The organism is Nocardiopsis deserti (genome assembly GCF_008638355.1).
Taxonomy (GTDB): domain Bacteria; phylum Actinomycetota; class Actinomycetes; order Streptosporangiales; family Streptosporangiaceae; genus Nocardiopsis; species Nocardiopsis alborubida.
Genome location: NZ_VWVS01000017.1, coordinates 142696 through 162631 on the forward strand (window position 1 = coordinate 142696; position 19936 = coordinate 162631).

The window sequence follows — 19936 nt, forward strand, 5'->3', positions numbered from 1 at the left end:
GGGAACGGACTGCCTTTCACGCCGGGGGCCGGGCTGTCAGGCACGGGTCGCCCTCCGTGCCCGGGGACGGTCGGGAGCGGACCGCCTCCACCCTCCGGCAGCCCTCAGACGCGGAACTTGGCCTTGGCCTCGGTGGAGCCCGCCATGAGCTTGTTGAGCAGGCGCACGAGTTCCTGGCGCTCGTCGGGTTCCAGGGCCTCGGCCCAGGCGCTCTCGCGCCGGTTGTGCGCGCGGAAACCGCCGAGGATCGCCCGGTACCCGGCCTCGGTGAGGCTCAGTTGGAGGGCCCGCCGGTCGTGGGCGGCGCGCTCGCGCACGATGAGCCCGTCGCGTTCGAGGGTGTTGAGCAGCGCGGACAGCGCGGCCCGGCTCATGCCCGAGATCTCGGCGGTGGTCTTGGCCTCCATGGGCCCGGCCAGCCACAGCGCGAAGATCACCCGGAACCCGGGCCAGGTGAGCCCGCGCGGGCGGTGCACGGACGACTCCAGGTCGTAGACGACCATGCTCGTCGCCCGGTTGAGGGTCAGGACCATCCGCATGGCGTCGGCGTTCACGGAGGGCAGTTCCTGCTCGGCCTTCCGCACCGCGTAGTCCACGAAGGACCAGAAGGTGAGTTCGGGGGCGGTGTCGTGGGTCACGCCGGTCAGCCTAGTGCCTGATCTCCTGGCGGGACCGGTCGTGCCCGGCCCCGCGCGTCCGCGCTGGTCGGTCACGCGGGCCTCCGGCTTCCGGACACCGCGGGCGCCCCGGCGCGTGCGTCCGCACCGGTCGGAGCCGCCGCGGCGCCGCGTCCGGCCGACACCGGCCGCGTTCGTGAACCGCCACGCGGGCGATCGGCTGACACGGAGGATCCCGCCGTATTATGTGACTTGTATCACTCGATAGCGGGTTCCACGCCTCTTGGTCCTGTGGCGTGGGGCACGTTATGGTCAGAATCATCAAACCTTTGATCAATTGGGCGGCAGCAGCCGTCCGGAGCGAGTGAAGGGCCCGACCATGGCAGCCAAGCCGTTCGCCTCATCCGCCGACACCGAGGCCAAGGAGCAGACCCTGGAGGTCCTGGCCGACGGCGTCTACGCCCTCACGGCCGAGGGCGACCCGAACGTGGGCGCCATCGAGGGCGAGGACTTCGTCGTGGCCTTCGAGGCCCTGGCCACGCCCGCGGCCGCGGGGGAGTGGCTCGCCAAGCTGCGCGAGCACACCGACAAGCCGATCCGCTACCTGGTGCTCTCGCACTACCACGCGGTCCGCGTCCTGGGCGCCAGCGCCTTCGACGCCGAGATCATCCTGACCCACGAGAAGACCCACGAGCTCATCCGCGAGCGCGGCAAGGAGGACTGGGCCAGCGAGTTCGCCCGCATGCCCCGCCTGGCCAAGGACGCCGACTCCGTGCCCGGGCTGACCTGGCCCACCCAGACCTTCGCCGACCGCACCACCATCGACCTGGGCGGCGACCGCGGCGAGCTGGTCCTCCAGTACTTCGGACGCGGCCACACCGAGGGCGACATCGTCGCCTGGCTGCCCAAGCAGAGGATCCTCTTCGCCGGGGACCTCGTCGAGGCCCAGGCCGCCCTCTACACCGGCGACGCCTTCCACCGCGACTGGGCCGGGGCCACCCTGGACGGGGTCAAGGCCTTGGGCGCGGAGATGCTCGTCGGCGGGCGCGGCGCGGTCAGCCGCGGCCGCGAGGAGGTCGACGCCGCCATCGAGCAGACCCGCGGCTTCCTCGACGTCATGATCCGCGAGGTCGGCGCCGTCCACGAACGCGGCGGCACCCTCAAGGAGGCCTTCGAGGCCACCCACGCCGCCCTCGTCGACGACTACGGCCACTGGCCCATCTTCGAGCACTGCCTGCCCTTCGACGTCTCCCGCCTGTGGGACGAGTTCTCCGGCATCGAACGCCCGGTCATCTGGACCGCCGAGCGCGACCGCGAGGTCTGGGACCAGCTCCAGGGCTGACCCGCCGCCCCGCCCACCGATTCCCGACCCCTCCCACGCCCGTACGGGGCGTCCACGCCGAACGGAGCCACCAGATGCGACCCCCCGCTCCACGCACTCCCGCGGACCCCGCCGCCGACCCCGTCCTGGTGCTCGGCGCGGGCCCGGTCGGCCAGACCGCGGCCCTGCTGCTGGCCCGGCGGGGCGTCCCCGTACTGGTCGTGGACGCACGCCCCGAGCGCGACGCCGTCGGCTCCAAGGCCATCTGCCAGCAGCGCGACGTGCTCGACGTCTGGGACTGGCTGGGCGCCGGGCGGATCGCCAAGGAGGGGCTGACCTGGGACACCGCCCGCACCTTCTACCGCGACAGCGAGCTGTTCAGCGTCCGCCTCCCCGACCCGGGCGCCTCGCCCCTGCCGCCGTTCGTCAACATCTCCCAGTCCCGCACCGAGGAGGTCCTGGACGATTGCCTGGCCGCCGCCGGGGTGCGCACCCTGTGGAACCACCGGGTCACCGGCCTCTCCCAGGACGCGCGCGGCGTCACCGTCGAGTGCCGCACCCCGGGCGGCCCCGTCCGCCTGCGCGGCACCCACGCCCTGTCGTGCCTGGGCGCCCACGGCGGGGCGGTCCGCGAGACCCTGGGCCTGTCCTTCGACGGCACCACCTTCGACGACCGCTTCCTCATCTGCGACATCCGCGCCGACCTGGCCGGATGGGAGCGCGAACGCCGCTTCTACTTCGACCCCGAGTGGAACCCCGGGCGCCAGGTGCTCATCCACCCCTGCCCCGACTCGGTGTACCGCATCGACTGGCAGGTGCCCTCCGACTTCGACCTCGACGCCGAGGAGGCCAGCGGCCGACTGGAGGCCCGCATCCGCCAGATCATCGGCGAGCGGCCCTACGAGATCGTCTGGCACTCGGTCTACCGGTTCCACACCCGCGTGGCCGAACGCATGCGCGCGGGCCGCGTCCTGCTGCTCGGCGACAACGCCCACCTGGTCGCCCCCTTCGGCGCCCGCGGCCTCAACTCCGGCGTCCAGGACGCCGAGAACGCCGCCTGGAAAATCGCCTACGTCCTGGCCGGATGGGCGGGCGAGGAACTCCTGGAGAGCTACCACGCCGAGCGCCACGCCGCCGCCCTGGAGAACGCCGACGTCACCAGCGCCACCATGCGCTTCCTCGTCCCCCAGGACGAGGAGGAGCACCGCACCCGCCTGACCGTGCTCGAAGCGGCACTCACCGAGGAGGCGGCCCGCGCCCGGGTCGACTCCGGACGCCTGGCCGAACCCTTCTGGTACACCGACTCGTCCCTGACCACGCCCTGCCCCGAGCGGCCCTTCGGCGGCAGGCCCCCGCGCGGCCGGGCGCCCGCCCCCTGCCCCGGGGTGGTCCTGCCCGACGCCCCCGTGGACCTGCCCGGCGACGGAGCCCCCGCGCGGCTGCGCCCCCGGCTGCGCGAGGGCCTGACCCTGCTGGTGGGCGCCGCTCCCGACGGCACCGACCCCGACGCGTTCCTGGAGGGCGTGCGCACCGCCGCGCGCGAGGCCACCCCGGCACCCGTCACCGCCCTGTACCTGGCCAGGATCGACACCACCGGCGCGCTGACCAGGGCGCTGGTTCCCGAACCGGGACAGGTGTGGCTGGTGCGCCCCGACGCCCACGTCGCCGCCGTCGTCGCGGGCGCCGACCCCGACGCCGTGCGCGCGGCCGTGCGCACCGCGCTGGGGCTGGCCGCGGGCCGCCCGGTTCCCGCCGCCGAGAGCCGACCCGGAGCCGCCGCCACCGACCCGCGCGGCGACGAACCCGCCCCGACCGCCTGACCCGGACCCACTCCACACGGAAGGGACAACACCGCCATGGCCTACTACCGCCAGGTAGGCGAGGTGCCGCGCACCCGCCACACCCAGCACCGCACCCCCGAGGGCGGGCTGTACTACGAGGAGCTGATGGGGGAGGAGGGCTTCTCCGCCGACTCCTCGCTGCTCTACCACCGCGCCATCCCCTCGGCCATCGTCGACGCCGCCGAGTGGGAGGTCCCCGACCAGACCCGCACCCGCAACGCCCCGATGGTGCCCCGCCACCTGAAGCTGCACGAGCTGTTCTCCGACCAGGAGTGGAAGGCCGCCGACGTCGTCGAGTCGCGCCGCCTGGTCCTGGGCAACGACGACGTGCGCATCTCCTACGTGGTCGCCGGAGCGCCCTCGGAGCTGTACCGCAACGGCATCGGCGACGAGTGCGTGTACGTGGAGTCGGGCACCGCCCGCGTGGAGACCGTCTTCGGTCTGCTGGAGGTCGGCCAGGGCGACTACGTCGTCCTGCCGCGCGCCACCACCCACCGCTGGGTGCCCACCGGCGACCAGCCCCTGCGCGCCTACGTGGTGGAGGCCAACAGCCACATCGCCCCGCCCAAGCGCTACCTGTCCCGCTACGGGCAGTTCCTGGAGCACGCCCCCTACTGCGAACGCGACCTGCGCGGCCCCTCCGCGCCGCTGCTGGCCGAGGGCGAGAACGTCGACGTGCTCATCAAGCACCGCGGCGACGGGCCCGGGGGCATCTCCGGCACCCGCTACACCTACCCCACCCACCCCTTCGACGTCGTGGGCTGGGACGGGTGCCTGTACCCCTACGTCCTCAACGTCGCCGACTTCCAGCCCATCACCGGCCGCGTCCACCAGCCGCCGCCCGTGCACCAGGTGTTCGAGGGTCACAACTTCGTCATCTGCAACTTCGTGCCGCGCAAGGTGGACTACCACCCCGGCGCCATCCCGGTGCCCTACTACCACTCCAACGTGGACTCCGACGAGGTCATGTTCTACTGCGGCGGCGACTACGAGGCCCGCAAGGGATCGGGGATCGGCCAGGGCTCCATCTCCCTGCACCCCGGCGGCCACTCCCACGGCCCCCAGCCCGGTGCCTACGAACGCAGCATCGGGGCCGAGGCCTTCGACGAACTCGCCGTCATGGTCGACACCTTCCGCCCGCTCGACCTGGGCGAGGGCGGCCTGGCCAGCGACGACGGCGTCTACGCCTGGTCCTGGGCCGGGGGACGGAGGGAGCGCCGGTGAGCGCGCTGCTGTACCGCGGCCTGTTCGACGACGCCGCGCTCTTCCCGCCCGGCAACGCCCCCATGGGCGGGGCGCTGCCCGCCCACCGCGCCCACCGGGCCGGGCCGCGCGCCGAGTACGTCGGCCCGTTCCTGGTCTCCGACGCCCGCGTGGGCGAACTGCGCGCCGTCCTGGCGCGTGAGGAGCCGGGCCACGGCCCGCTCGCGGTCGTGGTGACCGTCCCCGGCGGCGCCGAGGGCGTCGGCCCCGCCGTGGCGGCCGCGACCGCGGACCCGGCGCTGCGCCTGGCCGGGGTGGAGGCCGCCGCCGCTCCCGGGACGGCCGCCGAGGTCGCCGCGCGGCTGGACGAGCACCTGCCCGAGGGGGCCGAGGGGTTCGTGGAGGTCTCCCGCCAGGGGGACGTGCCCGCCGAACTGCGGTCCCTGGCGGGCACCGGCCACAACGCCAAGTTCCGCACCGGCGGACTCACCGCCGAGGCCCATCCCAGCGAGGAGGAACTGGCCGAGTTCCTGCACGCGGCCGTGGAGCTGGACCTGCCCTTCAAGTGCACGGCCGGACTCCACCACGCCGTCCGCCACACCACCGCCGAGGGCTTCGAACAGCACGGTTTCCTCAACGTGCTGCTGGCCACGGCCGCCCTGCTCGACGGAGTCTCCGAGCGCGAGGCCGCCCTCGTGCTGGCCGACCGCGACGGCCCGCGCCTGGCGGCCCTGGCCGCCAAGCTCACCGACGAGGAGGCGCGGGCGGTGCGCGGCCGGTTCCGCTCCTTCGGTACGTGCAGCGTCACCGAACCCCTGGAGGACCTGGTCGTGCTGGGGGCGCTGCCCGCCTTCCGCGCCTGCTGAACCGTCCGGTCCGGGGGCCCGCACGCTTCAGGAATCCGCCTGACCCGGACGCCCTCCTGCTCCAGGAACCCGACCGCCCGGGAACCCGACCGCTTCACGAGCCCCCCGCTTCGAGAAACCGTCCACTCCAAGAAAGCGAACGCCATGCCCGACAGCTGGCTCGACCTCGCCCCGGACGCGCAGTTCGGCCTGGCCACCCTGCCCTACGGCGTGTTCGGCACCGCCGACGACCCCGCGCCGCGCACCGGTGTGGCCATCGGCGACCACGTCCTGGACCTGGGGGCCGCGGCCCGCGCCCTGGACGCGCCCTTCGCCGACACCGTCGACCGGCCCAGCCTGGACGCCCTACTGGCCGCCGGACGGCCGGTGTGGGACCAGGTGCGCGCCGCGCTCACCGACTGGTTCACCGACCCCGCCCGTGCCGAGGCCGTGCGCCCGCACCTGGCGGACCGGGCCTCGGTGCGCATGCACTTGCCCTTCACCGTCGCCGACTACGTGGACTTCTACGCCTCCGAGCACCACGCCAGCAACGTCGGCCGCATGTTCCGCCCCGACCAGGAGCCCCTCACCCCCAACTGGAAGCACCTGCCCATCGGCTACCACGGGCGTTCGGGCACCATCGTGGTCTCGGGGACCGACATCGTGCGCCCCACCGGCCAGCGCAAGCCGCCGAACGAGCCCGTGCCCGTCTTCGGGCCCTCGGTCCGCCTGGACATCGAGGCCGAGGTGGGCTTCGTCGTCGGGACCGGAACCGAGATGGGCGAGCGCGTGGCGGTGGACGACTTCGCTGATCATGTGTTCGGGGTGTTCCTGCTCAACGACTGGTCCTCCCGCGACCTCCAGGCCTGGGAGTACGTGCCGCTGGGGCCGTTCCTGGGCAAGTCGTTCGCCACGTCGGTGTCGCCGTGGATCGTGCCGCTGGCCGCGCTGGAGTCCGCGCGCGTGGAGCAGCCCGACCAGGACCCCGAGCCGCTGCCCTACCTCAGGGGGAGTGGACCCGGCGGCCTGGACCTGCGGCTGGAGGTGCGGCTGAACGGGCACCTGGTGTCCACGCCGCCGTTCTCGCAGATGTACTGGACGGCGGCGCAGCAGCTCGCGCACATGACCGTCAACGGGGCGTCCCTGCGCACCGGGGACGTGTACGCCTCCGGCACGGTCAGCGGACCCGAGCGCGGGCAGCGGGGGTGCCTGCTGGAGCTGACCTGGAGCGGGAAGGAACCGCTGAGCCTGCCGGACGGCACCGAGCGCACCTTCCTGGAGGACGGCGACGAGGTGACCATCACTGCTACCGCCCCGGGCCCGGACGGGACCGTCGTGCACTTCGGTGAGGTGAGCGGGACGATCCTCCCCGCCCGCTGAGGTCTCGGAACGGCCCCGCGCACCCTCCCCGAGGGCGCGCGGGGCCGTTCTACACATGAACAGTCAGACATCCAAGGCCTGCCCAACACTCGTTGTACCGTGACCGCATGAGCACCGGTTTCCGTCCCAACGAGGATGACGGACAACTCATCGAACGTCTGAAGAGGCCGGGGGAGTCGACTAGTGAACTGATCCGGCGTGGCCTACGCGCTCTGGCCAGAGAGGAAGAACGGCGCAGAGCCTATGAGGACATGATCCGCATCGCCGAGTCCGGCGAGAACCTCGCCGACGAGCCGGACGAGTGGGAGTACACGGACGACGGGCGGGTTCGAGTCATCGGCACGGACACCACCGCCAACGCGCGCGTGGAGGACACCCGCTGACCCGAGGCGCCGTTTACCCGAGAGACCTGTGGGGTTCGCGGTGGGGGGAACAGGGCCCTGGCAGCCATGCTCCCCCCACTGACCGGCGCCGTGTTCCGGTCGCCGCCTTGGGTTCCCCGACTGGAGGGGCGGTGGTCGTCTCGCACGGTCGTGAGACCGCGCGGGTCTCTCACCCCGGCTCAGGTGTCGGGGAGGCTGGTGGGGCGGAATCGTCTGGCTGGTTGAGGAGTGCGGCGATGTGTTCTTTGGGGTAGCGGCGTGCTCCTCCGGGGGTGCGGAAGGGTTGGAGGACGTTGTCCCATTCGCCTCGGTGGAGGCTGCGGGGGCGGATGTTGAACAGTTGGGCGACTTCGCTGGGGGTGAGGACGTCGGGGCGGCCGTCGAGGAGGTAGCGGTAGTCGGGCATGAGGGGCTTTCCGTGTCCGGTGTTCTGTGTTCTGTGGTTGGTGGGGTGGTCCCGCCCTCCCGGGGAAGGGGAGGGCGGGGCTTGGGGCTGGTGCGGAGGCACCGGCCCGTCCGCACCGGCCCGGGGGACAGGTCGGGTGGTGCGGAGCGTGGAGCGCTGCGCGCTCACGGGGAGGTGCGGGTCACCAGGGGAAGACGGCGCGGACGGTGATCGCGCCGCACGAGTGCTGCTTCCAGTCCCAGTAGGAGCACAGCGCCTCGACCAGGCGTAGTCCGTTGCCGCTGGGGCGCAGGGGTTCGGGGCTGGGCACGCGCGGGAAGCTGGGCTGTTCTCCGGGTCGGGGGCCGTTGTCGGTGACGCGGAGTTCGAGGTGGCGCGGGGTGCGTTCGATCTCCACGCGGATGCCGCCACCAGGAAGTCCGGACGCCGAGTGGCGCAGGGTGTTGGTGACCAGCTCGGAGACGGTGATGCCGACGGGTTCGGCCAGGCTGGGGCGGGAGCGGGTGGCCTGGGCGGCCCAGCGGCGGGCGATCCTGACGTGGCCGAGGTCGGGGCCGAGCAGAATGCCTGATTTAGTGGCGGTTCCACACAGTCGGCGTGGAAGTGGGAAGGGTGGAGCGGTAGACTTTATTGGTCTCACCTCGTGTCTTTGCGGGACAGGTGGGGCATCTGGCCTCGGCGACCGCTCTCAACTTCGGTCTCCGAGGCTTTTTCATGCCCTCTGGCAGTAAGCTGCTCCGTTCGCAAAAGGATGCGAGCAGGGTGGCGCTCTTGCTCCGCCCGGTCCAGGGCAGGCATGCGCTGGCCTCCCCCAGGCGGTAAGAGGGCGGTGGCCGCACAAGACGCCGCAACAACGATCACGGAGGTCAGCACGGGGCCGGTCTGTCGTGATCCAGTTACGACTATGTCCATCCGCAGGTCAGAGGTCTATAGCAACGCCAGAACTGTTTTTTCTCGGGGTCTCTGGTGGCGTGTAGTTGGGAACTGTTGTTAACTGTTTCCATGCCCCAGGACGTCAAGCCCAAATGGGTTTCGTTTGGAAAGTATGTTCGGAAACTCCGCGAGGAGCGCGGGTTCTCCCTCGAAGAGGTTGGTGTGCGCCTCGGTGTCACCGGGTCTATGGTCGGCAGTATCGAACGTGCCACACGGGTACCAAAGCGTAAGCATGCGGACAAACTGGAAGCTCTCTTCGCAACTGAAGGGGAACTTCTCACCTTCTGGAAGGACACGCAGCTCGAAGGGCATATCCCTGAACAGCTGAGAAGCGCGCTCGCTCTTGAACGCAAAGCAACCCAAATCAGGGAATACCAGTCAATTATTTTTCCTGGCCTGCTCCAGACTTCCGCCTACGCGCGTGCCCTCGTTTCGGCCCGAACTCCCGAAGCCACAGAAGAGCAGGTGGAAGAGATCGTTCACGCCCGTGTCATCCGGCTGGACGCTCTTCGTGAGCGTGGTGTCAAGATGTGGTTCGTTTTGGATGACGTGGTGCTCACGCGCCCTGTGGGCTCTCCTGAAGTCTTGGCGGAGCAGTTGGAGTGGGTCGCAAAGCTCATTGACGCCGGTACGATCCGATTCCAAGCGCTTCCCCTACCTGGTGCCCCTGGCCTGTGCGCGCCGTTCCGGCTGGCGAGCCTCGGTCCCCGCCGGATGGCCCTGTACCTGGAGCACGCCATGGGAGGTGAGATCGTAGAGTCTCAGGAGACCGTTGCTGGTGCCCTTGACCTGTTCAGCGCTATGCAGGGAGAGGCGCTTTCAACGCGGTCGACGCTTGAGCTGATCAGTAAGCAGATTAAGGAGCAGCGGACCGCATGAACGAGTGGCACAAGTCCAGCTACAGCGACGGTGGCGGTGGTAACTGCGTTGAGATCCGTGAGCACGAGGTTGGTTCGGATGTTCGTGACACCCAGAACCGGGATCAGGGACATCTGACGTTCACCCGTCGGGAGTGGACCGCTGTTCTTGCCGCCACGAAGGGATAAACCGTGAGGTCTGACTGGCACAAGTCCAGCTACAGCGGCAACACCGGGCACTGCGTCGAGGTCCGAGAGGGCGTCTTCACAGACGTGCGCGACACCCAGAACCGGCAGCTGGGCTACCTGTCGGCTCCGGCACCCGAGTGGGCCGCCCTGCTCGCGGCGGTGCGCATCCAGTAGCAGCACAGCGCGAACCGGCCCCGCCCAGGCGTAGTGGGCGGGGCCGGTTTCATGGTGACACCAGCAGAAGCTATCGCGACGACACCATGCCGCCCATAGGCCGAAAGGCCCGGCCGTGACGACACCCCACAGTCGGACCCCCATTACCCCGAGCTGGACCCGGCCCGGTGATCGGCCCACACCTCAGCTGCCTCAGCCATCGCCCCCAACCACTTCTCGTCCGCGCGCAGTTCAGCGAACCATCGGTTCAGCCGTGCGTTCGCCCGTGCGACGGCCCCCAGACTCTCCGCGCTGGGCCTCTCCCACGCGACCGTCTTGGACACCCACGACTCCGCGGACTCCGGAGAGTGTCCAGAAGACACCAACTGCACCGCGAGGCACGTTGGCATGGCCGCTGGGGCGGCGCGGGTGGGCCACTCCCAGTCCACGGGACGTCCGTCGCACCGAACACTCTGAGCATTGCGGCCAAAGACCCGTGAGGAGGGTGGACGTCCGCTCGGCTCGGGTGCTCCTCGTCATCTCAGATCGTTACCGAGCACGCGAGCGCTGCGGAACGTGCCGAGGATTCCCACCTGTGACGGGTCGTAGGGATGGGCCTGGTGGCCCGCCCGCGTAGCCGAGATCTCGGCCTCCGCCGCGGCGGACGCGCTCTCCTCCCTAGCTGCCAGACGCAACTGCAGTTGGGCGCGGGTGTGCTCGAACTTCGACCTGCGCGGGTCGTCGGGGTGGGCCACCGCCAGCGCGCGCTCGGTCAGGGCCAAGGCCTCGGTGATCCCGTCCGGGCCCTCAGCGCCTTGGCCGAGGAACTCCGCCACCTGCACCAGCCGAACCGGCAGGTGCGGACTGTGGGCGTCGGTCATCTCCAGGGCCTCGCGGGCCAGGCCCAGGGCTCCGGCCAGTTCCGTGGGATCGGTGTCCGGATCCCGCGCGAACGTGGACGCCCACCGGGCGCCCAGGGTCCCGGCGAGTTGCTGGCGGAACATCGCGGCGTCGGGGTCCCCGCTCCCGCCCAGACGGATCGCCTCCTCCAAGTGGTGGCGGCTGCCCTCCGCGTCGGCCGGGTCGTCGCTGTCCAGGTAACGCATACCCAGGGCCAGTCCCAGGACGTAGTGCGGCCAGGGATCTGCCTCTTGGGCCCGTTCCAGGGCACGGGCCCTGTCCACCACCTCACCGAGGCCCCCGCGGGAGACGTTGGGCAGGAGAATCTCGTCGAGGATTTCGGCGCGAACACGATCGGGGTTGGACATCCTGTCCCCAGGGGGTCGTCGGGCACAAAGCGGCCATACTACCGGGTGACGAGGATCACCCGGTATAGGGTGTTCCCGGCCCATCGGTGCGCGGAATGGAGACGGTGTGTCCACCCCCTCACAGCAACTCCCCCTCCTCAACCAGGCCGTGGCGACCTGGTTTCGCATGGAGGCCCTGATCGGCACACCCCTCGGGGAGCAGGCGTGGCGGGAACACTGGGAACTGGTGCTGCGGCTGCGCAGGTCCTACGTCCTCTTCTGCCTGGGTACCGGGCTGTTCACCGCGGGAATCGCCGCCGTGTCGGTGACCCTGCTGGGCCTGGTGTGGCAGCAGGGCGGGGATTTTCCCCTGTCTGTCCTGCCCTTCGTGTTCACCCCGGTGATCCTGGGGCCGATGTGGAAGCGCAGGACGGTAGCGACGGTCGCCCCGTTCCTGGGCCAACGCCGACACGTGTGGGCCCGCTGGCTGTTCGCACTGGTCTTCCCCGTCGTCCTCATCCTCGGAGTGTTCGTGCCCTGGAGCCCCGTGTGGGCGGTCCTGGCGGGGCTCCTGTGCGCCGCGCCCTGGTGGCTGAGCGCGACCCTGGAACAGCGGCGGCCCGCCCCGTCCTACCCGACCGCGTGGCTCGGCTCCTGAGGCCGGGCCCGGGCCAGACGTGGTTTCCGCGCCCCCGGCTCAGGCACGTGGTGCCCTATGGCTGACAGCGACCCCCTCCAGTCGCCGGTCCCCTCCCCCCGCAAGCCGCGTCTGCGTGACCGCGTCCTCTCTGTGACACCGGTGCTGGTGGTGTTCGTCCTGGTCGCGGCCCTGGGGGTACGGTTCACCCAACCCGACATGGAGCAGTACCCCGACTATTCGGAACGGGCCCGGGCGGAGGTCACCCACGTGCGGGTGATACCCGGATCCGGCCAAGCGGGGATGGGGGCGCAGGACACCTTGGTGCCGGAGGTCGTCTACTCGGTCCAGGGTGTGACCCACACTGCCGAAGTGTCCGGGAGGCTGCCCGAGGAACCGTCCGAGGGGGACGTGCTGACCATCGCCTACGACCCCGGTTCCCCGGGGGAACCGGCGTCCCTGATCCTCGCGGCGGATCCCGCGCACAAGCGGCCACGGCTGTTCATCGCCTTGTTCCTCGGCTGGATCCTCTCGGTCGGTCTGGTGGCCCTCGGCGTCGTCGTCTGGCGCAATCCGTATGAGTGGATCACCGTTCCGGGACGGGGTGGGGGTTGAGCACGGATCTGTTGGGTTTCGTGCCGGAGGGCTCCACACCGTCGGGTGTGGGGCCTCGGTCTTGGACTGCCGGAGTTGCGTCAGTTCGCACTCCCCGGCAGCAGGCATGTGTGAGGCCCATGGGAACGAGCAAGCGCACGACACCCCGCACGCGCTGTGGTTGCGTGCCTCCCCGCCCAAGGAGGAGTCCGAGACGGTCGTGGAGGTCACGAAGTTCGACGACGGCTTCCGCACGGTGCGTGACGGCAGTTTTGCTCATCGAACCCGTCGCGCCAGCGCGTGCGCTACAGCTGACGCCGACCGAGACAGAGCGCCTGCTCGGCCTGGCCAAACCCTCGCCACTGCGCCCCGCGCCCAGGACCCGGCCCGAGCGGCCCCATCCCCGGGCGCTGGCGATGCTGGAGGCCTTCCGCGTCGCCGTCGACGCGGAAGGCCCTCACCTGTCGCGGACCCGGATCAGGGCTGGTCGCCGGTGTAGCGGTAGATGTTGTTGTTGGCGTTGACGCCCCAGACGGTGCCGTCGGCGGCGGCGCTGATGTCGGTCAGTCCGCCGGGGATGTTGTCCCAGGGGTTGGCGTCGTCGTTGGTGTAGCGGTAGATGGCTCCGCTGGCGTTGACGCCCCACACGTTGGTGCGGGATCCGGCTGAGATCCTGGTGAGTCCTCCGGAGATCTGCTTCCAGTGGGAGGTTCCCTGGTCGCCGGTGTAGCGGTAGATGTTGTTGTTGGCGTTGACGCCCCAGACGGTGCCGTCGGCGGCGGCGCTGATGTCGGTGAGTCCGCCGGGGATGTTGATCCAGGGGTTGGCGTCGTCGTTGGTGTAGCGGTAGATGGCTCCGCTGGCGTTGACGCCCCACACGTTGGTGCGGGATCCGGCTGAGATCCTGGTGAGTCCTCCGGAGATCTGCTTCCAGTGGGAGGAGCCCTGGTCGCCGGTGTAGCGGTAGATGTTGTTGTTGGCGTTGACGCCCCAGACGGTGCCGTCGGCCGCCGCACTGATCTCGACCAGTCCGCCGGGGATGTTGTCCCAGGGGTTGGCGTCGTCGTTGGTGTAGCGGTAGATGGCTCCGCTGGCGTTGACGCCCCACACGTTGGTGCGGGACCCCGCCGAGATCCTCGTCAGTCCTCCGGAAATCTGCTTCCAGTGCGCCATGTTGATCGTCTCCGTCCATTCGGGGTATTGCGCTGAACAATCAGGAACACCTGTGGCACGGCCGGTCCGGGAGTGACCGGTGTACCCCTGGGGCGACGGTGAACGCGGAGAGTTTCGACGGCCCGGACATCGGCCGCGCTCCGTTTCCTCTTCCAGAAGGGAATTCTCTGAACGGGGCTGGTGCGACGATGTTCCACGACTTCTCGGTGGAACCGTGGAATTTTCGCCTTCCTCGACCTCGCGCGTCGCTGCCATTGAGATGCCCGAGGGTGGGGGTCTACAACCCCTTTGGGCCCGTTGCGGCCAATGTTCAGAAAATTGTTAACACACAAAAAGATCCGTGATATAGGGTTGGCAAATGCACTATGGGTGAAAAAATATAAGATTCCGGAAATGTATTTCCGTGTGTCTGCGGGCGGTCCGGGGGTGCGGAGTGGTCAGGGGCGGGTAGCCGGTCGGCCGACGTCGTTGCTCGCGTGGGTTGTCCCGGCACTGGCCTGAGAACTCATCGGGAAGCGGTTCCGATCAGGGTTCCCACATGGTCAGCCTCCGGGGCCGACTCCTCCCACGCACGCGCCTCACGGAACCCGTGACCAACCAGGATCTCCTCCCACACCTCGGGTTCGTAGGCCCACCGGTACACCCACACCCGGCGGCCGTTGAACCCGCCTCCGTACATGCCCTGCATCCCGTATGACCCGGGGACCGCAGGAGCGTGGGAGAACACGAACCTTCCACCGGATTCCAGACGGTCGTGCACCAGTGGGAACAGCACGTCGGGATCGGTGAACCAGGCCGCGCCCCACACCGAGTAGACGGCGTCCCACCGCTGGCCGGTCCCCGCCAGGAACTCGACCACGTCCGCGTGACGGAACTCCGCGCCCAGGCGGCCCCACCGGTGTCGGGCGTGCTCCACCGCCACCGGTGACACGTCCACTCCCGCGGCTTTCACCCCTCGGGAGGCCAGCGCGGCGACAGCGTTGCCCCGCCCGGACCCCAGTTCCAACGCGGAGGCGGGTTCCCCCAGCAGTTCGAACCCGGGCCCGTGCCCCGGGTACTGGGTCCACTCCAGGGCGGTGGCCAGTGCCTCCTCCGGGTCCTGCGGTGTGACGCCTCGGGCGTAGCGGTCCCAGTAGCTCGGGATGTCCGTGGTCGGGTTGGCCATGGTCGTGGTCCTCGCGGCTCAGGAGACAGGACCCGGACCAAGGTAGCCACGGCACGGCTGAGACGGCAGGGGAACAACGAAAGAGGCCGACACCTCCGCAGGTGTCGGCCCCGCCCAGGTTCCGTCCATGCGGCCAGTGGCGGTTCGACCCGGGAACGCACAGGGTGAACTCGAAGAACGTCCGGGGCAGGGAGCCGTGTGTCCGCCGACGGCGGCGGCTCAGGATCCGTGGAGTTGGGTGCTTCTGGTCGTTTCTTCGTCCTTCCGAGGCGTTCCCGTGCCATGATCCTTTTGGTTTGCCGATGACGGCGACTGCTTACCACTGATGGAGGAGTACATGGCTGAGCGCCAGAACGGCACGGTGAAGTGGTTCAGCGACGAGAAGGGGTACGGCTTCATCACACCGGAGTCCGGGAGCGACCTTTTCGTTCATTTCAGGGCGATCGAGAGCGAAGGCTTCAAGTCCTTGCAGGAGGGACAGACGGTCAGCTTCGAAGCCGTCCAGGGGCAGAAGGGGATGCAAGCCGACAAGGTCCGCGTGGAAGAGTAGGTGGGCCGCAGCGGCACTGAAGTGCGGAAGCCCCCGCATCCGGCCTTCCCGGGTGCGAGGGCTTCGTCGTGTGTGGCGAGGTGCGTAACGTGCAGGCGGGTTCCACGGCCGTGCCCGGTCTCCACCGAGCCGGGGAATCCGAGTGGAAGGGGCCTTCGGGGGCAGGAAACGGGGATGGAGGTGCCCCCATGGACGTCCCGTCCATCCTGGCCGCATTGTTCATCGCCGTGGTTGTCGCCCTCATGGGCCTGTTCGTGTGGAACGCGTCCACCGAGCGTCGATCACGTGCCGCGTCGATGAGTTCTTGGGCCCGACAACGCGGGTGGCGGTTCGAGGAGTCGGCCCCGCACCTCGCGGACCGCTTTGAGGGGTATCCGTTCGTGCGCGGGGACGCCGAGCGCAGGGCCGAGAACGTTCTCAGCGGGCGACACCGTGGCCGGGAGTTCCTGCTCTACGACCGCACGCACACCACCGTCCAGTCCGGAGAGGGCGCGTTCGGATGGCGGGAGCACACCGTCGCGGTCACCGAGGTCCGGCTGCGCTCCGACGCCGTGCTGGCCTGTCACGAGCGGCGACCGTCCCTGCCCGCCTTCGATCTGGAGGGCGCCACCGAGGTACGCACGGGCGACGACGTGTTCGACACCGACTTTCGGACGCTGGCCAGCGACCCGGAGGCGGCCCGCGCGGTCCTGACCCCTGAGGTCCGCCGGTGGCTATGTGAGCGGCCCCCGCTGGCCCGCCTGCCGTTCCGGTGCACGGGTTCCCGCATGATCATGTGGGAGAACACCTACAGGACCACGGTGAACGCGCTGCGCGGGGCGGATCAGCTGACGGAACTGCTGGAACGCGTTCCTGAGGACGCCTGGCACTCCTCATCGGACTGAACCGCACCACGGAATACGCACGGCCGCGCTGCCCGGCCCCTGTGTTGATCTTCGCCTCTGGGCCTTTCCATGCCAATCGGAGAAAGCAGAGCAAAACCGCTCTATGTGAATTGTGCGGCAAACCAGACAGTTCAGGCTTCTGGCATGTGCGGACTTGAGGGAAAATTACGCGAACTCGTGTTCGCTGCGCTAGCGTGTTCCCCGAAAAGAAAAATCCCGGTCGGTGCGCCAAACACCGAGCCGGGATTTGGCCGACGCCTGTAGAAGCAAGCGCCTGGCCGCGCCGCCTGCCCACTTACCTAAGAAGGCGACTCGTCGTGGAGTCTACCGCCCTCGCCCCCTATGCCACCACCGAACGCTGTGATTCGGCCCGGTTTTTCTGCCCGCGTCAACGCCCCCGCAAGGCAATGCGCGGAATTGGTTTCATACCGGACATCTGGGTCAATGAAGCCCGCGAGGCCGGACTCTTCCCCACATCCCGCTCCTTCGTCGCCGCGGCGATCATCGCCCGCGCCGCGGACCTCGACGGCCGCTGGTGCTTCCTCTGCCTGGACACCCTGGTCAGCCGGTCCGGCCACCTGCTCAGCCTCTCCGTGGCCAAGCGCGCCATCGCGGACCTCGTCGCCGCCGGACTGGTCCGCAAACTCGACCCCGGACAGACCCGCGCCTTCTTCGCCGAGGACCTGAAACAGCGGACCCGCTCACCCGACCGCCTTCCCCTCGTCCTCGAACTGCTGATTCCTGCCGAGGACTTCCCCGACCAGGTGCGCGAGGAGATCAACGCCGTCCGCGCGGCGCTGGGGGAGGAGCCCCTGGACGAGGCCACCCGCCCCCGAATCAGGAAGGCCGCGACGGTTCGGATCGACCTCGGCGACGGGTCGAATCGACCCGCACACCTGTATCCCATTCACCTCTCCTCCGACGAGCGCCCCGATTCCGTCCGAAGGAGCCCGGGTACAGCAGGAGGGCCCGAAGCCACGCGGCCGAGCACGCGTGGACGTCCCCCGCGCACGCAACCTCCGCAAGCACATCCCCAGCACGCACGTCCTCAGCACGGGCACCCCCTGCTCCGGCACGTCCCCGACGCCGCCCTGAACGACCCGCCCACCGACCGGGCCGCCCTGACCCGCGCCCTGCTGCGCCTGCGCGACGCGGGCCTGACCGAACAGCAGCTCACCGCCCTCGTCCGGGGCGCGGAGAGGCTGCGCCGCCCCTTCCCGGCCCTGATGCTGCGCCTGCGCGGCCCGGCCGAGGCCCGCGCCTTCCTCACGGGAGTCCTGGGGCGGGGGATCACGCCCACGACGCCCTGGCAGGCGGGGATCCCCGCGCCCCGAAGGCCCGCCGACGGGCGCGGCCCCGAGGACGGCGATCCCTTCGCCCGTCCGCCGGGGTTCGACGTGGACGCCCGGGGCACGGCGGCGCTCACCTGTCCCGAGCACCCCGGTGTGCGCAACGTTCCCGGCGGAGTCTGTCGTGCGTGCGGCGGCCCCTGCCGGTCGGTGCCGGGCGGACTCCCGCACCCACCGGCCCCGCCCGATCCCGAGCCGCCCGGGCCGAACGGGGCAGGGGATGGGTCGGACGTCGAGGAACTGACGGGGGAGGGGACACCCGAACTCGAACCGGCCCTCACCGAGCGCATCCTGGTCTCGCTCACGGGGGGTGCACCGACCGCCGCCGACGTCGGCCGGGGGAGGGAGCCGGGACCCGTGCGGGGGACAGAACCCGCCCACCCGCCCGCACGTCAGGCGGTCATCGACCGGCTCCGCAGACAGCTCGCCGCCTGAAGCTCCAGCGGCGGACACGGCCCAGCGGCAGACGCAACCCGGCGAACACGCGGCCTGTCACCGGGTCCGGAGCGAGGCGAGGAACTCGTCGGTCCTTCGGACCTCGTCGCGGTCGTAGGTGCTGACGTTGGCGAGCACCTCGGAACCGCCGGTGCGGTCAAGGAGGTCGGTGAGCGCGTCCGCCACCTGCTCGGGAGTGCCCGCGATCGCGGAGTCCATCCAGCCCTGCACCTCCCTGCGCTTCCTCTCGCGGCTCGTCTCGCCCAGCAGCCGACGTACCTCCTCGACGGGTCGGAGCGCGCGGAACTCCCCGACCTCCCGCGAGTCCGCGTACGCCCAGGCCTCGGGCAGCAGCAGGTCGCGAGCGCGCTCCTCGGTCTCCGCGACGGCGACGTCCACGTTGACGACCAGGTAGGGAGCGGATGCGGTCGGGCTCGGCCGGAAGTCCTCGAAGTACGCGGCGATCCTGTCCGGGTCACGAAGGACCGGCCCTCCGACCACCGCCGGAAGCCCCAGCTCGGCGGCGAGTGCCAGCCCGTTGCGGACGGCGAGCAGGAACACCGGCGGAGGCGCGACGCTGGGCTTGGCGGTGATCTGGGCCTGCCCGCTCAGGTACTCGCGGATCCTTTCGACGTCGGCCGGGTACTCGCCCTCGCTCAGGGCGGTGCGCCCGAGCGCACGCCGGATCGGAGCGGTGAAGCCGAGCGAACCGCCCAGTCCCAGGTCGATCCTGCCGGGGAAGAGCGCCTCCAGGAGCAGCGCCTGCTCGGCGACCACCAACGGGCTGTGGTTGGGGACCATGACCCCGCCCGTGCCCAGGCGGATGCCGCGCGTGCGGGCACCGATGGCGGCGAGCAGCACGGTGGGGGCCGAGCTGGCGATACCGGGTACCGCGTGGTGCTCGGCGGTCCAGAACCGGTGGAAGCCGAGTTCCTCCGCGCGCACGGCCCTCTCGACGGTCGTCGCGATCGTCTGTGCGTCGGACTCGCCGCCGCGCGTCCGTGAGCGGTCAAGCAGGGAGACCCGCATCGGTTCTCGTCTCCGTCCGTGTGGTGGGGAAGCGCATCGTCCTCCTCCGCCCGGAGCGTACTCGCCGCGAGCGTGTGTGGGTGCCGGACTCCGCGCTCGTCAGCGGTTCCCCTGGAGGAACAAGACCGGTCGCTGTGGAACGCCGACCTCGTCCTCGAGGGAACCGGGCTGATCGACGGCGTGTGGAACCGCGGTGAGGTCGGCCCCTGCCGGTCGGTGCCGGGCGAACTCCCGCAGCCACCGGCCCGCCCCGACCACCCGAGCCGAACGGGGCAGGGAAGGGTCCGGACGTCGAGGAGCTGGCGGGGGAGGGGACCCCCGGACTCGAACCGGCCCTTACCGGGCGCATCCTGGTCTCGCTCATGGGGGCGCACCGATCGCCGCCGACGTCGGCCGGGGGAGGGAGCCGGGACCCGCGCGGGAGACAGAGCCCGCCCACCCGCCCGCACGTCAGGCGGTCATCGACCGGCTCCGCCGCCAGCTCACCGCCTGAAGCCCTCCCGCTTCCGCAACCTTTCGCCTCGCGGTGCCGAAGGAGGGAACGCCGAAGCGAGCGGGGCCCGGGGTCCCCCTATACATCGAGCATGCGCGAAGCCCCAGTGGTCCCACAAGCTCGGAGAAGGGGCTGTGGATGAACGGGGTTGAGGACAAGGCCCGCACCCTTCGCCGTGATCCCGTGCCTGTGGCGAGATTCGAACACCCAACCTCGCCGTAAGTACAAGATCACCGCAGTCCAGGGCCCTTT

The 19936-nt window shown here is 70.2% G+C and carries 21 protein-coding genes; 14 read left to right on the forward strand and 7 right to left on the reverse strand.

Annotated elements, in window-relative coordinates; genetic code table 11:
* Positions 1–104: 104 nt before the first annotated feature.
* Entirely contained in the window at positions 105–638 is a 534-nt protein-coding gene (locus tag FYW99_RS23495; protein WP_150254204.1) for a MarR family winged helix-turn-helix transcriptional regulator, read from the reverse strand.
* A 358-nt stretch (positions 639–996) separates the two neighbouring features.
* On the opposite strand from FYW99_RS23495, the gene FYW99_RS23500 reads away from it, so the two are divergent.
* The 6 genes from FYW99_RS23500 to FYW99_RS23525 all read left to right on the forward strand — a co-directional run bounded on the left by FYW99_RS23500 (position 997) and on the right by FYW99_RS23525 (position 7590).
* On the forward strand, positions 997–1959 hold the full coding sequence (locus FYW99_RS23500) for an MBL fold metallo-hydrolase (protein WP_150254205.1): 963 nt from the start codon (positions 997–999) through the stop codon (positions 1957–1959).
* A gap of 74 nt (positions 1960–2033) precedes the next feature.
* Complete coding sequence (locus tag FYW99_RS23505; protein WP_150254206.1) at positions 2034–3758, forward strand: FAD-dependent monooxygenase; 1725 nt, start codon at positions 2034–2036, stop codon at positions 3756–3758.
* Positions 3759–3794: 36 nt separating this feature from the next.
* Positions 3795–5003 (forward strand): homogentisate 1,2-dioxygenase, encoded by a 1209-nt coding sequence (locus tag FYW99_RS23510; protein WP_150254207.1) that lies wholly within the window; start codon positions 3795–3797, stop codon positions 5001–5003.
* Positions 5000–5848, forward strand: a complete 849-nt coding sequence (locus FYW99_RS23515) for a hypothetical protein (protein WP_150254208.1) — start codon at positions 5000–5002, stop codon at positions 5846–5848. Before FYW99_RS23510 ends, FYW99_RS23515 begins: the two co-directional genes overlap by 4 nt.
* Positions 5849–5992: 144 nt before the next feature.
* A complete protein-coding gene (fahA, locus tag FYW99_RS23520) occupies positions 5993–7207 on the forward strand; it encodes a fumarylacetoacetase (protein WP_150254209.1) in 1215 nt (404 codons plus the stop codon).
* 107 nt (positions 7208–7314) lie between these two features.
* Positions 7315–7590 (forward strand): hypothetical protein, encoded by a 276-nt coding sequence (locus FYW99_RS23525; protein ID WP_190394771.1) that lies wholly within the window; start codon positions 7315–7317, stop codon positions 7588–7590.
* 169 nt (positions 7591–7759) lie between these two features.
* On the opposite strand, the gene FYW99_RS23530 is transcribed toward FYW99_RS23525, so the two are convergent.
* Complete coding sequence (locus FYW99_RS23530) at positions 7760–7996, reverse strand: helix-turn-helix domain-containing protein (protein WP_150254210.1); 237 nt, start codon at positions 7994–7996, stop codon at positions 7760–7762.
* 181 nt (positions 7997–8177) lie between these two features.
* Entirely contained in the window at positions 8178–8627 is a 450-nt protein-coding gene (locus tag FYW99_RS23535) for an ATP-binding protein (protein ID WP_150254284.1), read from the reverse strand.
* Positions 8628–8998: 371 nt separating this feature from the next.
* Here FYW99_RS23535 and FYW99_RS23540 point away from each other — a divergent pair, with 371 nt between their 5' ends.
* From FYW99_RS23540 to FYW99_RS23550, 3 genes are read left to right on the forward strand one after another with little or no spacing between them, the layout of a single operon-like run.
* Positions 8999–9808, forward strand: coding sequence for a helix-turn-helix domain-containing protein (locus FYW99_RS23540; protein WP_150254211.1), 810 nt, complete (start codon positions 8999–9001; stop codon positions 9806–9808).
* A complete protein-coding gene (locus tag FYW99_RS23545; RefSeq protein WP_150254212.1) occupies positions 9805–9975 on the forward strand; it encodes a DUF397 domain-containing protein in 171 nt (56 codons plus the stop codon). The genes FYW99_RS23540 and FYW99_RS23545 overlap by 4 nt, the downstream gene beginning before the upstream one ends.
* Before the next feature lie 3 nt (positions 9976–9978).
* Positions 9979–10149, forward strand: a complete 171-nt coding sequence (locus tag FYW99_RS23550; RefSeq protein ID WP_150254213.1) for a DUF397 domain-containing protein — start codon at positions 9979–9981, stop codon at positions 10147–10149.
* Between the two features lie 515 nt (positions 10150–10664).
* On the opposite strand, the gene FYW99_RS23560 is transcribed toward FYW99_RS23550, so the two are convergent.
* Complete coding sequence (locus FYW99_RS23560; RefSeq protein WP_150254214.1) at positions 10665–11396, reverse strand: hypothetical protein; 732 nt, start codon at positions 11394–11396, stop codon at positions 10665–10667.
* 106 nt (positions 11397–11502) lie between these two features.
* Between FYW99_RS23560 and FYW99_RS23565 the strand changes: the two genes are divergently transcribed.
* Together FYW99_RS23565 and FYW99_RS23570 are read left to right on the forward strand one after the other, a co-directional pair.
* On the forward strand, positions 11503–12033 hold the full coding sequence (locus FYW99_RS23565; RefSeq protein WP_150254215.1) for a hypothetical protein: 531 nt from the start codon (positions 11503–11505) through the stop codon (positions 12031–12033).
* A gap of 57 nt (positions 12034–12090) precedes the next feature.
* A complete protein-coding gene (locus FYW99_RS23570) occupies positions 12091–12627 on the forward strand; it encodes a DUF3592 domain-containing protein (protein WP_150254216.1) in 537 nt (178 codons plus the stop codon).
* A gap of 456 nt (positions 12628–13083) precedes the next feature.
* Here the strand turns inward: FYW99_RS23570 and FYW99_RS23580 are convergent, their stop codons facing one another.
* Positions 13084–13779: a tectonin domain-containing protein gene (locus tag FYW99_RS23580; protein WP_150254217.1), complete on the reverse strand. Its 696-nt coding sequence runs from the start codon at positions 13777–13779 to the stop codon at positions 13084–13086.
* A 505-nt stretch (positions 13780–14284) separates the two neighbouring features.
* Positions 14285–14944: a class I SAM-dependent methyltransferase gene (locus tag FYW99_RS23585; RefSeq protein ID WP_150254218.1), complete on the reverse strand. Its 660-nt coding sequence runs from the start codon at positions 14942–14944 to the stop codon at positions 14285–14287.
* 337 nt (positions 14945–15281) lie between these two features.
* On the opposite strand from FYW99_RS23585, the gene FYW99_RS23590 reads away from it, so the two are divergent.
* From FYW99_RS23590 to FYW99_RS23600, 3 genes are all read left to right on the forward strand, one after another.
* Complete coding sequence (locus FYW99_RS23590) at positions 15282–15494, forward strand: cold-shock protein (RefSeq protein ID WP_150254219.1); 213 nt, start codon at positions 15282–15284, stop codon at positions 15492–15494.
* A gap of 188 nt (positions 15495–15682) precedes the next feature.
* Positions 15683–16378 carry a type III secretion system chaperone family protein gene (locus FYW99_RS31910; RefSeq protein ID WP_190394772.1) on the forward strand — a complete coding sequence of 232 codons (696 nt, stop codon included), beginning with the start codon at positions 15683–15685 and terminating at the stop codon, positions 16376–16378.
* 407 nt (positions 16379–16785) lie between these two features.
* A complete protein-coding gene (locus FYW99_RS23600) occupies positions 16786–18162 on the forward strand; it encodes a YML083C domain-containing protein (RefSeq protein ID WP_150254221.1) in 1377 nt (458 codons plus the stop codon).
* Positions 18163–18219: 57 nt separating this feature from the next.
* Here the strand turns inward: FYW99_RS23600 and FYW99_RS23605 are convergent, their stop codons facing one another.
* Positions 18220–19191 carry an MsnO8 family LLM class oxidoreductase gene (locus FYW99_RS23605; protein ID WP_150254222.1) on the reverse strand — a complete coding sequence of 324 codons (972 nt, stop codon included), beginning with the start codon at positions 19189–19191 and terminating at the stop codon, positions 18220–18222.
* Positions 19192–19936 lie beyond the last annotated feature (745 nt).